The 13414-nt window shown below is 65.6% G+C and carries 17 protein-coding genes and 1 tRNA gene; 12 read left to right on the forward strand and 6 right to left on the reverse strand.

Translation table 11 applies throughout. The annotated features are described in order from the left end of the window. Positions 1 to 25 precede the first annotated feature (25 nt). From ET21_RS0116015 to ET21_RS0116025, 3 genes are read right to left on the reverse strand one after another with little or no spacing between them, the layout of a single operon-like run. A complete protein-coding gene (locus ET21_RS0116015) occupies positions 26 to 361 on the reverse strand; it encodes a 2Fe-2S iron-sulfur cluster-binding protein (RefSeq protein WP_021239097.1) in 336 nt (111 codons plus the stop codon). Between the two features lie 20 nt (positions 362 to 381). Next, positions 382 to 1473: a cysteine desulfurase family protein gene (locus ET21_RS0116020; protein ID WP_030540477.1), complete on the reverse strand. Its 1092-nt coding sequence runs from the start codon at positions 1471 to 1473 to the stop codon at positions 382 to 384. Continuing rightward, positions 1470 to 2462: a cysteine desulfurase family protein gene (locus tag ET21_RS0116025; protein ID WP_030540478.1), complete on the reverse strand. Its 993-nt coding sequence runs from the start codon at positions 2460 to 2462 to the stop codon at positions 1470 to 1472. Before ET21_RS0116025 ends, ET21_RS0116020 begins: the two co-directional genes overlap by 4 nt. Before the next feature lie 131 nt (positions 2463 to 2593). Between ET21_RS0116025 and ET21_RS0116030 the strand changes: the two genes are divergently transcribed. Together ET21_RS0116030 and ET21_RS0116035 are read left to right on the forward strand one after the other, a co-directional pair. Continuing rightward, positions 2594 to 3250 carry an alpha/beta hydrolase gene (locus tag ET21_RS0116030; protein ID WP_021239697.1) on the forward strand — a complete coding sequence of 219 codons (657 nt, stop codon included), beginning with the start codon at positions 2594 to 2596 and terminating at the stop codon, positions 3248 to 3250. A gap of 256 nt (positions 3251 to 3506) precedes the next feature. Beyond that, positions 3507 to 3908: an HPP family protein gene (locus ET21_RS0116035; protein WP_237751584.1), complete on the forward strand. Its 402-nt coding sequence runs from the start codon at positions 3507 to 3509 to the stop codon at positions 3906 to 3908. On the opposite strand, the gene ET21_RS0116040 is transcribed toward ET21_RS0116035, so the two are convergent. Then, positions 3909 to 4106, reverse strand: coding sequence for a hypothetical protein (locus ET21_RS0116040; RefSeq protein WP_030540480.1), 198 nt, complete (start codon positions 4104 to 4106; stop codon positions 3909 to 3911). 103 nt (positions 4107 to 4209) lie between these two features. Here ET21_RS0116040 and rpiB point away from each other — a divergent pair, with 103 nt between their 5' ends. The 4 genes from rpiB (at position 4210) to ET21_RS0116060 (ending at position 7739) form a co-directional block, all read left to right on the forward strand. After that, complete coding sequence (rpiB, locus tag ET21_RS0116045; protein WP_021239700.1) at positions 4210 to 4647, forward strand: ribose 5-phosphate isomerase B; 438 nt, start codon at positions 4210 to 4212, stop codon at positions 4645 to 4647. Positions 4648 to 4659: 12 nt separating this feature from the next. Beyond that, a complete protein-coding gene (gene glyA, locus ET21_RS0116050; RefSeq protein WP_021239701.1) occupies positions 4660 to 5979 on the forward strand; it encodes a serine hydroxymethyltransferase in 1320 nt (439 codons plus the stop codon). Between the two features lie 158 nt (positions 5980 to 6137). After that, positions 6138 to 6599, forward strand: coding sequence for a transcriptional regulator NrdR (gene nrdR, locus ET21_RS0116055; RefSeq protein ID WP_021239702.1), 462 nt, complete (start codon positions 6138 to 6140; stop codon positions 6597 to 6599). A gap of 84 nt (positions 6600 to 6683) precedes the next feature. Then, complete coding sequence (locus tag ET21_RS0116060) at positions 6684 to 7739, forward strand: TrmH family RNA methyltransferase (protein WP_021239703.1); 1056 nt, start codon at positions 6684 to 6686, stop codon at positions 7737 to 7739. An 18-nt stretch (positions 7740 to 7757) separates the two neighbouring features. On the opposite strand, the gene ET21_RS0116065 is transcribed toward ET21_RS0116060, so the two are convergent. Next, the gene (locus tag ET21_RS0116065; protein WP_021239704.1) at positions 7758 to 8054 is read right to left on the reverse strand and encodes a chorismate mutase; all 297 of its coding nucleotides are present in this window, start codon (positions 8052 to 8054) and stop codon (positions 7758 to 7760) included. A gap of 178 nt (positions 8055 to 8232) precedes the next feature. On the opposite strand from ET21_RS0116065, the gene rpsD reads away from it, so the two are divergent. Continuing rightward, positions 8233 to 8847, forward strand: a complete 615-nt coding sequence (gene rpsD, locus ET21_RS0116070; protein ID WP_021239705.1) for a 30S ribosomal protein S4 — start codon at positions 8233 to 8235, stop codon at positions 8845 to 8847. On the opposite strand, the gene ET21_RS27770 is transcribed toward rpsD, so the two are convergent. Then, positions 8835 to 8990 (reverse strand): hypothetical protein, encoded by a 156-nt coding sequence (locus ET21_RS27770; protein WP_156029230.1) that lies wholly within the window; start codon positions 8988 to 8990, stop codon positions 8835 to 8837. The genes rpsD and ET21_RS27770 overlap by 13 nt on opposite strands. Between ET21_RS27770 and ET21_RS0116080 the strand changes: the two genes are divergently transcribed. The 5 genes from ET21_RS0116080 to ET21_RS0116100 all read left to right on the forward strand — a co-directional run bounded on the left by ET21_RS0116080 (position 8983) and on the right by ET21_RS0116100 (position 13340). Next, positions 8983 to 10635 (forward strand): M28 family metallopeptidase, encoded by a 1653-nt coding sequence (locus tag ET21_RS0116080; protein WP_030540482.1) that lies wholly within the window; start codon positions 8983 to 8985, stop codon positions 10633 to 10635. The two genes, ET21_RS27770 and ET21_RS0116080, sit on opposite strands and share 8 nt — an antisense overlap. A gap of 81 nt (positions 10636 to 10716) precedes the next feature. Next, complete coding sequence (locus ET21_RS0116085; protein WP_030540483.1) at positions 10717 to 11700, forward strand: agmatine deiminase family protein; 984 nt, start codon at positions 10717 to 10719, stop codon at positions 11698 to 11700. Positions 11701 to 11802: 102 nt separating this feature from the next. Next, positions 11803 to 12651 carry an N-carbamoylputrescine amidase gene (gene aguB / locus ET21_RS0116090; RefSeq protein ID WP_021239709.1) on the forward strand — a complete coding sequence of 283 codons (849 nt, stop codon included), beginning with the start codon at positions 11803 to 11805 and terminating at the stop codon, positions 12649 to 12651. Positions 12652 to 12706: 55 nt separating this feature from the next. After that, positions 12707 to 13219, forward strand: coding sequence for a 2-amino-4-hydroxy-6-hydroxymethyldihydropteridine diphosphokinase (folK, locus tag ET21_RS0116095; protein WP_030540484.1), 513 nt, complete (start codon positions 12707 to 12709; stop codon positions 13217 to 13219). A 45-nt stretch (positions 13220 to 13264) separates the two neighbouring features. After that, positions 13265 to 13340 (forward strand) — tRNA-Lys (locus tag ET21_RS0116100). The last annotated feature ends 74 nt before the right edge of the window (positions 13341 to 13414 follow it).

Consider the following 13414-nt stretch of genomic DNA (forward strand, 5'->3'; position numbering starts at 1 on the left):
GGTCAGAAGCGGAAAGCGCACCGGCTTACATGCCCTGCATATTGTAGAACTGGCCGGGAATTCGGACGGTGAGGCCATCCAGCCCGTCATCAAGAACGATCTGGCAGGACAGGCGGCTGGTCCGCGTGGCGGCGGCGGCAAGGTCCAGCATGTCCTCCTCCGCTTCGCTCGCGCCGGTCAGCTTGTCGAAATCGTCGCGGTCCACGATCACATGGCAGGTGGAGCAGGCCATCTGGCCTTCGCACGTCCCCTCCAGCGGCTGGCCCGCCGCCTGGGCGACTTCCAGCAGGACCGATCCGGCGGCGGCCTCAACCTCCTGCCGGTGCTCGCCATCCGCACTGATGAAGGTGACCCTGACCATTGATAACGACTTCCCCTGGCTTACGGCGCCGCTTGGACGGCTGCCGCTTCATTCATGATTACCGCAGCATCCTCCAGTTCGGCCAGCGTCGTGTACCGGCCAAAGCCGATCCGCACCGATCCACGCGCCTGCCGGTCCGACAGCCCCAGGGCGCGCAGCACATGGCTAGGCCGCCCGGACCCGCTAGCGCAAGCACTGCCGAGCGAAAAAGCGACATTCCGGCAATCGGACAACAGCCGCGCGCCGTCCACGCCATCGCGGCGCAGGTTCATATTGCCATGATAGCGGCTGTCCGCGCTGCCATTCAGCGTCCAGCCGCTGAACAGCGTTTGCGCCTTGTCCCACAGCATTTCCACATGGGCGCGGTCGGCCCCCGCCCTTTCCCGCATGAGCCGGGCGGCAACGCCGAACCCGGCGCAAAGCGCGGGCGACAGCGTGCCCGATCGCAGCCCCTGTTCCTGACCGCCGCCATGGATGGACGGTTCAAGCTGAACGCCGTCACGCAGCCAGAGCGCGCCCACGCCCTTGGGACCGTGGATCTTGTGCGCGCTGATCGCGATCATATCCGCATCGGCGGGAATATCGGTGCGGCCATATCCCTGCACGGCGTCGCACAGGAACAGCGCGCCCGCCGCATGGGCAAGTTCCGCCAGCCGGGCGGCCGGCTGGATCACGCCGATTTCGTTGTTCACCAGCATGGCGGCGACCAGCGCAACGCCGGGCCGGATCGCTTTTTCAGCCGCGTCCATGTCCACAAGGCCGTCCGGCCCCACGGGCAGGATGGTGACTTCGCGGCCCTTGCTGCGCTGGGCGAGCGCCGTGTCGAGCACCGCCGCATGTTCGGTGGCGATGGTGACGATGCCGCCGGGCGGAGCGCCCTGAATGGCGATGTTGAGCGCCTCCGTCGCGCCGGAGGTGAAAAGAAGCCGTCCGCCGCCGGGCAAGAGTTGCGCAACCTCCGTCCGGGCGAGTTCGACCTGCGCGGCAGCGGCGCGCCCCGGCCGGTGCGGGCTGTGCGGGTTGGCGAACTGGTCGCGGAGCAATGGCGTCATGACGTCGAATGCTTCGGGCGCGAGCGGGGTGGTCGCCTGATAATCGAGATAGATGCTCATCGGCCGCGCTCCGCGAGACGGGTCCAGTGGCGCAGGAAACGGTCGACATCCGCTTCGGTAGTGGCGGGGGCGGAGCAGCCCATGGCGTTGAGGACATGGCTGGTCTTGAGCGAGCCCGACGAACAGGCGCTGCCCGCGGAAACCGATATGCCAGCGAGGTCGAACTGGATCAGTTGGGCGCGGGCGGAAACGCCGGGCATGCGGTAGCTGGCGATCGTGGCGATGCGGGGCGCGTTGCTGGCGATCACCTCGCCGCCCGCCTGCTCGATGCCGCTGTCCAGCCGGGCGCGCAGCCTTTCCGCGCGCGGCAGCCAGTCATCACGCTGTTCCAGGGCGGCGGCCATCGCCAGCGCTGCGGGCAGGTTTTCCGTGCCGGCGCGATAGCCCTGCTCCTGCCCGCCGCTGGGGCGCAACAGCGCCAGATCCTTGACCAGCAGCGCGCCTATGCCCGGCGGGCCGCCGAATTTATGCGCGCTGATTGCGATCATGTCGGCGTCGGGCAGCGGCAGCTTTCCAGCGCTCTGCGCGCAGTCGGCGAACAGCAGCGCGCCGGAGCGGTCGAGGCTCCCTAGCGGCTGGATGACGCCAGTTTCGTTATTGACGTGCTGGACGGCGATCATGCGGAAAGGGCGCGGGGTCCTTTCCACCCGCCCTTGCGCATCGACCGGAAGCCGCTCCGCCGCAGGGGTGACGCGCAGCACCGAATCATGTTCGACCGGCGAGGTCGCGAGACCGGCGGCTGGCACATGGGACAGAGCAAGGGCGATCGCCTCGCTCGCGCCGGAGGTGAAGATGACATGCCCGCGCCAGCCCAGCGCGTCCGCGATCCGCCCCCGCGCATCCTCCAGCGCGGCGCGCGCGGCGCGGCCGTCGGCATGGGGGCTGGACGGGTTGGCCCAGCGGTCCATCGCGTCGATCATCGCGGCTTTCGCCGCCGCCGCCATCGGCGTCGTTGCGGCGTGGTCCAGGTAAAGACGGTCGGCGGCCACGAGGCGGCTATACTCATTGATTGCGGAAACGGCGGCGACTTCTATATAGGCGGTCTGCCGCGCAACGCCAGCACAGGCTTGCGCCCACCGCATCCATCAGCCGCTCGCGGCCAGAACCATAATAAGGTGCCATGCCCGACGTTATCTTTCCCGGACCCGAAGGCCGCCTGGAAGGCCGCTTCAGCCCCCCGCCCCGCCCCCGCGCGCCTGTCGCCATGATCCTTCATCCCCATCCGCAAGGCGGGGGCACGATGAACGACCGGATCACCCAGGCGCTGTACAAGACCTTCGTGAGGCGGGGTTTCGCCACCTTGCGCTTCAACTTCCGCGGGGTCGGGCGCAGCCAGGGGACGTTCGACAATGGCGTGGGCGAACTCAGCGACGCGGCCGCCGCGCTCGATTGGGTGCAGAGCTTCCATCCCGAAGCGCAGACCACCTGGATCGCGGGCTTCTCCTTCGGCGCGTGGATCGGCATGCAGCTGTTGATGCGCCGTCCCGAAATCCGGGGCTTCATCTCGGTCGCGCCGCCCGCTAATATGTACGATTTCTCCTTCCTCGCGCCCTGCCCTTCTTCGGGCATCATCGTGCAGGGGACGGCGGACGAGGTCGTGACCGCCAGCGCCGTGCAGAAGCTGGTCGACAAGCTGCGCACGCAAAAGGGCATCACCATCCATCATGACGAAATCCGTGGCGCGAACCACTTTTTCGAACATGAGCTGGATCAGCTGATGAAGTCGGTCGACAATTATCTCGATATGCGGCTTGCGCCCGATTCACCCATTCGCTGATTGTCCAGAGATCGAGAAAAGGGCCGTGGACCGGCCCTTTTTTGTGTCCGCCGGTTCCGCATGGCCTGGCCTGATCATGGACCCAAGAAAATATGTCTTGGCCTGCCATCCACCCGCGACTAGCGGCGGCGGGCCATGCAGAATGAGAAGAATGACGAAAGCCGCCTGATATGGAGCCGCTATTACAGCGCCTTCATCCCCGCGCCGCCGGGGCCGGGCTTCTTCGACCGACGTCGATGCGGCCGACTTGCAGGTCGTGCTGCATGATGCGGAGGTGCGCGCGGCCGAGCGGAGCCATGCGGCGCTGACCTGCGGCGAGATCATGTCGCGCGACATCATCTCCGTCCGGGAAAGCCAGCCGGTGATGGAGGCGGCGGGACTGCTGCATGCCCGCCGCCTGCTGTCGCTGCCGGTGCTGGACGATGCAGGGCGGGTGCAGGGGCTGGTCAGCCCGCTGGACCTTGCCCGCGCGGGAGAGACTGTCCGCGACATCGCGTCGGCGCCGCTGCTCGTGTCAGACCAGACGCCGGTGTCGGAACTGCTGCGGCCGCTGACCAGCGGAGCGCGGCGGGAGGCGATCGTCGTGGATGGAGACGGCAAGCTGCGCGGGCTGGTGACGCAGACGGACCTGCTGGCGGCGATGGCCCTGCGCGCCTGATCAGTCGGCGCGGCTTTCCAGCATCGGCACGTCCGGGCCGGGAATGGCGGAGATGGCGACATTGGCGAACATCACCAGCCCCGCTATGATCATCAGCACGCCGCGCTTGCGGTCGCCCTTTTTCGCGATCGCGTAGATGCCGCCGCCCGTCAGGAACAATCCCGCGAGCATCAGAATGGATAATATCGTCCCTGCCATGGGGCAGGCCATAAGCGGCTAGCTGGACTGTGGCAATTGGCCGCCTGTGCCCCTAAGAGGCGCGGGAAACGAATCACCTTTTGCGTGACAGGATCATTACACCGTGAAAATCGCCATCGCTTCCGATCATGCCGCCGTTGATCTGAAGGCGGAACTTGCCGGTTGGCTGCGCGCCGAAGGGCATGAGGTCGACGATCTTGGCCCCGCCACGGCCGATCGCGTGGACTATCCCGATTTCGGTTACAAGCTGGCGGCGGCCGTCGCGTCGGGCGCTGCGGAACGGGGCATCGCGCTGTGCGGGTCCGGCATCGGCATTTCCATCGCCGTGAACCGCAATCCGGCCTGCCGCTGCGCCCTGGTGTCCGAACCGCTGTCGGCCGCACTGGCGCGCGAACATAATGACGCCAATGTGCTTGCCCTGGGCGCGCGCCTGACCGGCGCCGACATGGCAAGGGCCTGCGTCACCGCTTTCCTTTCCACCCAATTTGGCGGAGGCCGTCACAGCGGCCGCGTCGAAAAACTCTCCCAGCCCGCGCTTTAAGGAGTACGCCCGATGAGCACCGCCACCCTCAGCCAGCCCGACCTGTCCGACATCCGCGCGGAAGGTTATTTCACGCGCAGCCTGGCCGATGCCGACCCGGCCGTCTTCGCTGGCGTCACCAAGGAATTGAAGCGCGAGCAGACGCAGATCGAACTGATCGCATCGGAAAATATCGTGTCGAAGGCTGTGCTGGAAGCGCAGGGCAGCGTATTCACCAACAAATATGCCGAAGGCTATCCGGGCAAGCGCTATTATCAGGGCTGCGCGCCGTCGGATGAGGTCGAGCAGCTCGCCATCGACCGCGCCAAGGAAATCTTCAACTGCGGCTTCGTCAATGTGCAGCCCCATTCGGGCGCGCAGGCGAACGGCGCGGTGATGCTGGCGTTGACCAAGCCGGGCGACACGATCATGGGCCTGTCGCTCGACGCGGGCGGCCACCTGACGCACGGCGCCAAGCCCGCCTTGTCGGGCAAGTGGTACAATGCCGTGCAATATGGCGTGCGCGAAGACACGCACCTCATCGATTATGACGCGTTGGAAGCGCAGGCGATCGAGGCCAAGCCGACCCTGATCATCGCGGGCGGGTCGGCCTATCCGCGCCATCTGGACTTCGCGCGCTTCCGCGCCATCGCTGACAAGGTGGGCGCGTTGTTCATGGTGGACATGGCGCATTTCGCCGGGCTGGTCGCCGGGGGCGCGCATCCCACGCCCTTCGGTTTCGCCGATGTCGTGACCACCACCACGCACAAGACCCTGCGCGGCCCGCGCGGCGGCATGATCCTGACCGATGACGAAGCCATCGCGAAGAAGATCAATTCGGCAGTCTTCCCCGGCCTTCAGGGCGGGCCGCTGATGCACGTCATCGCCGCCAAGGCCGTGGCGTTCGGCGAAGCGCTGCGCCCTGAGTTCAAGACCTATGCGCAGGCGATCGTCACCAATGCCAAGGCGCTCGCCGCCAGGCTGGAGCAGCGCGGCCTGGCCGTGATTTCGGGCGGCACCGACACGCATCTCGCGCTGATCGACCTGCGCCCCTTCGGCATTTCGGGCAAAGATGCGGATGAGGCGCTGGAGCGCAGCTTCATTACCTGCAACAAGAATGGCGTGCCCGGCGACCCCCTGCCCCCGACGAAGACCAGCGGCATCCGTGTGGGTTCGCCCGCGGGGACCACGCGCGGCTTCGGCGTGGCCGAGTTCGAGGCGATCGGCGACATGATCGCGGACGTGCTGGAAGGGCTGCGCGACAAGGGCGAGCATGGCGACGCAGCGGTGGAGGCCAATGTGCGCGAACGCGTGTCGGCCCTCTGCACCCGCTTCCCGATCTACGAGGGTTAAAGCGAACTTCTACCGTTCGTCCTGCATGGCCGTTGAGCGGGATCGAGGACGGCCGAAAGGCAAAAGGCGTATCGAAGGGCTGGAGCTTTGCTCAATCCTTCGATACGTGCCTTGGACAAGCCCGGTTCCTGCTCAGGACGAATGGAGATATCTGCTGAATGCGCTGCCCCTTCTGCGCCCATGACGACAGCCAGGTAAAAGACAGCCGTCCCACCGAGGACGGCGCCGCCATCCGCCGCCGCCGTCAGTGCGAAGCCTGCGGGGCGCGCTTCACCACGTTCGAACGCATCCAGTTGCGCGACATCTGGGTGGTGAAAAGCGAGGGGCGCAAGGAAGCGTTCGACCGCGACAAGCTGGCCCGATCCATCGACATCGCCTGCCGCAAGCGGCAGATCGACCCCAGCCGCCTGGAAAAGCTGATCTCCGGCATCCAGCGGCAGCTGGAGACCAGCGGCGAAGGCGAAGTGCCCGCGCGGGCGATCGGCGAAATGGTGATGGAGGGGCTGAAACGGCTGGACAGCGTCGCCTATATCCGCTTCGCCAGCGTGTATAAGGACTTCACCGATGCGCGGGACTTCGAGGATTTCGCCGGTTCGGTGAAGGAGGTGGGGAGTGAGTGAGGGGGCCGGTCCCTCCCCTTCGCAACCCCGTTCGTCCTGAGTAGCCATTGAGCCTGTCGAAATGGCGTATCGAAGGACAATGCCATGACGTTCCACGCCTATATGCTGCGATGCTCGGACGGCAGCTACTATCTTGGGCATACGGATAATCTTGAGAAGCGTATCGCCCAGCATCAGACAGGCGAGATTGCCGGTTACACGCAAAACCGCCGCCCCCTTCAACTGGTCTGGCAACAGGATTTCGGTACGCGGGAAGAAGCCCTTGCCGCCGAGCAGCAGATCAAGGGCTGGTCGCGGAAAAAGAAGGAAGCGCTGATCGCTGGCGACTGGGACATGGTCAGCCGGTTGGCGCGCAAATCCTTCGATACGGGGCTTCGACAAGCTCAGCCCCTACTCAGGACGAACGGCATCATGGAAGAAAATAGCGCTCCTCCCCCTATCATCGTCCTTGTCCGCCCGCAGCTTGGCGAGAATATCGGCAAGGCGGCGCGGGCTATGCTGAATTTCGGGCTTACCGAGATGCGGCTGGTCAGTCCCCGCGACGGCTGGCCCAATCCCGATGCGGGGCCCTCGGCGGCGGGGGCGGATGTCGTGCTGGACAAGGCGGAGCTGTTCGAGACGCTGGCCGATGCGGTCGCCGATTGCGCGCATGTCTATGCCACCACGGTGCGCAAGCGCGGCGTCACCAAGCCGGTGGTGACCCCGGAAGAAGCCGCGCGCGAGGTGCATCGGGCGAGCGGCCGCTGCGCCTATGTCTTCGGGCCTGAACGGTCGGGGCTGGAGACGGAGGATGTCGCGCTGGCCCGCAAGATATTGACGGTGCCGATCAACCCGGAATTCGGATCGCTCAACCTTGCCCAGGCGGTGATCCTGTGCGCCTATGAATGGTCGAAGCAGGCCGGGCTGGAGCAGCCGACCGTCACCGACCTGGGCGAACCCGCGCCGCAGGCCGAGCTGGAAGGCATGATCGGCCAGTTCGAAACCTTGCTGGAGGGCGCGGGCTATTTCTTCCCGCCCGACCGCGCGCCCGCGACCAAGCGGACCTTGCGCAACCTGCTCACCAAGCCGGGTTGGAATCACCTGGAGGTGCGGACGCTGCGCGGCGTGCTGTCGGCGCTCGCCAACCCGCGCGCGCGTTAGAATATCGCGGGCAGTGTTTCAGGCTTTCAGCCGGTCGAACTCGGTCATTTCATAGGCGATCGATGCTTCGACCAGCTGGTCCCACAAGGCCGCAAGAATGTCTTCCGGCGCGCCCTGCCGGGCGGCCTCTTCGCGGACATTCTGGATGACTTCGGCCTTGCGCGCCTCGTCCCGCACGGCGCTCCGCTCCTCCTTGATGCGGGCGGCGGCGCGCATATGGGCGAAGCGCTGAGCGAGCAGAGCGACGATCTGGCGGTCGAGATTGTCGACGCCCGCGCGCACCTGCTCCATGGTCGAATAGCTTTCCGGGTTCATGGGCCTACCGATTAGGCTGGCATCCACCCCCTGTCGAGGGCTTGACATGATCCCCGCCCAAGGCCATAGGCGCGCCTTCGCGATTGGCCCTGCACTCCGGTGAAGCGGCGGCCCTGCCCCTTTCAGGCAAGCAGGCGAGTACCGGAACCAACGTTGTTAGCATATCGAAGGAAATATCATGTCGAAGCGTTCCAGCGCCAAGCATAAGCTCGACCGCCGCATGGGCGAGAATATCTGGGGCCGCCCCAAGAGCCCGGTCAACAAGCGTGAATATGGCCCCGGCCAGCACGGCCAGCGCCGCAAGGGCAAGATGTCCGACTATGGCATTCAGCTTCGCGCCAAGCAGAAGCTGAAGGGCTATTATGGCGACATCACCGAAAAGCAGTTCAAGAAGAACTATATCGAAGCCGCGCGGATGAAGGGCGACACCGGCCAGAATCTGGTCGGCCTGCTGGAACGCCGCCTAGATGCGGTGGTCTATCGCGCCAAGTTCGCGCCGACCATCTTTTCGGCACGCCAGATCGTTTCGCACGGTCACATCTATGTGAACGGCGTCAAGTGCAATATCGCGTCGCGTCTGGTGAAGCCGGGCGACGAAATCACCCTGGGCAAGAAGGCGCAGGAAATGGCGCTGGTGCTTGAAGCGCAGAGCCTGCCCGAACGCGACATCCCCGACTATGTGTCCCCCGATGGCGCGGCCAAGGTGACTTATGTCCGCGTGCCCACGCTGGACGAAGTGCCCTATCCGGTGAAGATGGAGCCCAATCTGGTCGTCGAATTCTATTCGCGCTGATCGATCAGGCATTTCGGATTTTGGGAGAAGGCGGTCCTGCGCGGGCCGCCTTTTTCTTTTGCGCTCATCGGCTTGCCTGCATGCGGCCGCGCTGGCATCACCGGGACCATCGCTGGTCCAAACAAGGCTGTCGTCATGCGCATCGCCCTCCTGCCCCTCCTGTCCCTGATCGCCGCCGCGGCGGGCGTTCCGGCGCTGGCTGCGCCGCGCGACGCCGCGCCTTCGATCGACACGATGAAGGAGGTTGTGAAGGAGCTTTCCTCCGACGCCTATGAAGGGCGCGCGCCGGGCACGGCGGGCGAGGAAAAGACGCTGGCCTATCTGGTGCAGCGGTTCGAGGCTCTGGGGCTGAAACCCGGCAACAAGGGCAGCTGGTTCCAGGATGTGCCGCTGGTGGAGATCACCGCCAGGGATGTGACGCCGCTGCGCTTCACGGGCGGGAAGACGGCGGTTTCGGCGGAATATGGGCCGGAAATGGTGATCGCCACCTACCGCACCGCGCAGCCGCATGTGGAGGTGAAGGACAGCCCGGTCGTCTTCGTCGGCTATGGCATCAACGCGCCGGAAAAGAAGTGGAACGACTATGCCGGTGTGGATGTGCGCGGAAAGACCGTCATCATCCTGGTGAATGACCCCGATTATCAGGCGGCGGCGCTCACCGGCCCCTTCAACGGGCGGGCGATGACCTATTATGGCCGCTGGACCTACAAGTTCGAGGAAGCCGCGCGGCAGGGCGCGGCCGCGGCGATCATCGTCCATGACACGGAACCCGCCGCCTATGGCTGGAACGTCGTGCAGTCCAGCTGGACCGGCGCCCAGCATGTAGCCGACAGCGCTGATGGCGATGCGCGCCAGTCCGCCGCGATCGGATGGATGGGGAAGGACAAGGCGGCGGCGCTGATGGCCAGTGCCGGGCTCAACCTGGACACCCTCTCGGCCGCCGCCAAAAAGCGCGGGTTCAAGGCGGTGCCGCTCAAGGGCGTGAAAGCCAGCGTCAGTTTCGACAATGTGGTGCGCAAGCATCGGTCCAGGAATGTCGTGGCCCTGCTGCCCGGCAGCACGCGGCCGGACGAATATGTGCTCTACGCTGCCCATTGGGATCATCTGGGCCGGTGCAAGGCCGCGCCCGATGGCGACGATATCTGCAATGGCGCGATCGACAATGCCACCGGCACGGCGGCCCTGGTCGCGCTGGCGGAGGCGAATGTGAAGGCTGGTCCGGCTGACCGCAGCCAGTTGTTCCTTGCCGTCACGGCGGAGGAGTCCGGGCTGCTCGGCTCGGCTTATTACGCCGATCATCCCGCCGTGCCGCTGCGCCAGACGGTGGGCGGCGTCAATATGGACGCGCTCAGCATGGCCGGGCTCGCCCGCAATGTGGTGGTCATCGGCAAGGGCAAGTCGCAGCTCGACGCCTATCTGGATCGCGCCCTTGCCGCGCAGAAGCGGATCGCGAGCATGGAGCCCACGCCGGAAAAGGGCTTCTACTATCGCTCCGACCATTTCAGCTTCGCCAAGAAGGGCGTGCCGATGCTCTATTTCGAAGGCGGGCAGGATCTGGTGAAGGGCGGCACGGCGGCCGGAGCGGCGGCGGCCAGGGACTATGAGGAGCATCGCTACCACGGGCCGAAGGATGAATATGATCCCAACTGGGACTGGAGCGGGGTGAAGGCCGACCTTAAACTTTATTATGATGTCGGCCGCGCTCTGGCGGACAGCACGGACTGGCCCAACTGGACGCCGGGCGACGAATTCCGCGCCATTCGCGACAGAAGCCGCGCTGGCCGGTGAAGCCAGCCCCATTTGCCGCTTCCATGGGACCCGTGATCCTGTAGAGGCGGACAGGACCCGCCCCCCATCAGGAGAAAGCCCATGACCTTCCGTATGCCAGCCGAATGGGCGCCGCACGAATGGACCTGGATCGGCTTTCCGGCCAAGCCTGAAGAATGGCCCGGCGCTTTCGACGAGGCCCGGCGGCAGATCGCTGATTTCGCGAACGCCCTGCATGCGGACGGCAAGGGGGAAGAGGTCCGGCTGGTCGTGGCCGATGAAGCAGATGCGCAGGCGGCGCGCGCCCTGACCGCGCCGGGCGTCAGCATCGTCGTTCAGAAGCTGGGCGACGTATGGCTGCGCGACACAGCGCCCATTGCGGTGATGCGCGGCCGGGAGCGGGCGCTGGTCGATTTCGGCTTCAACGGCTGGGGCGGCAAATATCAGATGGCGGGGGATGAGGATATCGGCGCGCGGCTGGCGGCGATGACCGGCCTTCCCACATCCACCCAGCAATGGGTGTTCGAAGGCGGAGCGGTGGACACGGACGGCACCGGCCTGTTCGTCACGACCGAACAATGCCTGCTGAACCCCAACCGGAACCCGGACCTGGACCGCGGCAAGATCGAAACGCTGCTGGCGGGATCGCTTGGCCTGTCGGACATGCTGTGGCTGGGCGAGGGGCTGATGAACGATCATACCGACGGCCATGTCGACAATCTGGCGCGCTTCGTGGCGCCGGGCGTGCTGGCGCTGCCCGAATCGGCGGGCGATGACGATCCCAACGCGGCCATCTATGCCGACGCGCGCGCGCGCGCGCAGGCGTTCGGCGTCGAGGTCGCGCCCATCCCCTCCCCCGGCCGCGTCGTCGTGGATGGAGAGGCCGTTCCGGCGAGCTACATGAATTTCTACATCGGCAATGCCGCCGTCATCGTGCCCCTCTATGGCTGCGCCAATGATCAGGCGGCACTGGATGCGCTACGGCCCTTCTTCCCCGGCCGCGACATTGTCGGCCTGCCCAGCAACGCCATCTTGTCGGGCGGGGGCAGCTTTCACTGCACCAGCCAGCAGATGCCATCCGCCTGAGCGGAGTTTCGTCGCGCGCCGCGCCGGTCACCGGTTGCGCCTGCGCGATCCTGCCCTATGTCCTCAGCGTCTTTCGCCGCCGTCTCCAGGGACCATGAACCAATGACCAAAGTCACCGTCGCCGCGCTCCAACTCGCCTTTTCGGACGACATGGCGGACAATATCGAAATGGTCGCGGGTCATGTCGTGAAGGCGGCGGCGCGCGGCGCGAAGATCATCCTTCCCCCCGAACTGTTCGAAGGCCCCTATTTCTGCAAGGTGGAGGATGAGGCGCTGTTCGCCAACGCCCTGCCGGTAGGCGAACATCCCGCCGTCCAGGAAATGCGCAAGCTCGCCAAGGCGCACGGCGTCTATATTCCCGCCAGCTTCTTCGAGCGGGACGGGCAGCATCATTACAACTCCCTCGCCATGATCGATGACGAGGGGGAGATTATGGGCGTCTATCGCAAGAGCCACATCCCTGACGGTCCGGGCTATGAGGAAAAATATTATTTCCGCCCCGGCAATTCAGGCTTCAAGGTATGGAATACCCGATATGGGACGATCGGCGTCGGCATCTGCTGGGACCAATGGTATCCCGAAACCGCGCGCGTGATGGCGCTGATGGGTGCGGAGATGCTCTTTTATCCCACGGCGATCGGTTCCGAACCCTATGATGCGGATCTCGACACCAGCCGCATGTGGCGGCGCGCGATGATCGGCCATGCGGTGAGCAACTGCATGCCGGTGATCGCCGCCAATCGCATCGGCGAGGAAGACGGGCAGAGATTCTACGGCCACAGCTTCATCACCGACGAATGGGGCGATTTCGCGGCGGAGGCGGACGGCAGGGATTCAGGCGCGCTGGTGGCGACGCTCGACCTTGCGCAGGCGCGCAAGCACCGCGCGGGCATGGGCTTTTTCCGCGACCGGCGGCCCGAACTTTACGGCCGCATCGCGCAGGACATCTGATCCCCCCGCGCCACAGAGGCTTTGCAGCGCAGGGTTGAGACGCTAGGCGCGGGTCATGTCCGCCGCCCCCGCCTTCCACCTCTATGCCCTGGCGCTTGGATCCAACCGCGCCCTGTCGGCCAGGCGCACCCCCGCCCGGCTGCTGTATGAAGCGGCGGCGCGCATCGGCGAATTGGGGCAGGTCCGGGCGATGGCGCCGGTCATGCCCACCCGCCCCCTGGGCCCTTCGGCACGGCAGTTCGCCAACAGCGCCCTGATCGTCGAAAGCAGGCTGACGCCCGGCGAGATGCTGCTGGCGCTGCAACGGATCGAAACGCAGCTCGGCCGCCGCCGCCATCGCCGCTGGGGCGCGCGCAGCATGGATATCGACATCATCCTGTGGTCGGGCGGCCAGTGGAAAAGCCGGTCGCTCCTCATCCCCCATCCCGCCTTCCGCCAGCGCGCCTTCGTGCTGGGCCCCCTCAGCCAGATCGCGCCAGCATGGCGGGACCCGCTCTCCGGCCGCTCCGTCCGCCATATCGAAGCACGGCTGGGAAAAGCGTCACCGATAGAGCGTCCTAGAGGTTGACCAGCCGCATCACGGCCTTTAGGGCGTGCACACCTTCCAGCGAGAGGGCCCTTAGCTCAGTCGGTAGAGCAACTGACTTTTAATCAGTAGGTCGCTGGTTCGAATCCAGCAGGGCTCACCACCTTTCCCTCATATATCATTCGGAAATACCGCCCCGCCGCCATAACCGGGCGTGGACCTTCGATCGAGGCATGG

Origin of the sequence: Sphingobium sp. DC-2 (assembly GCF_000722555.1) — a bacterium.
Classification (GTDB): Bacteria; Pseudomonadota; Alphaproteobacteria; order Sphingomonadales; family Sphingomonadaceae; genus Sphingobium; species Sphingobium quisquiliarum.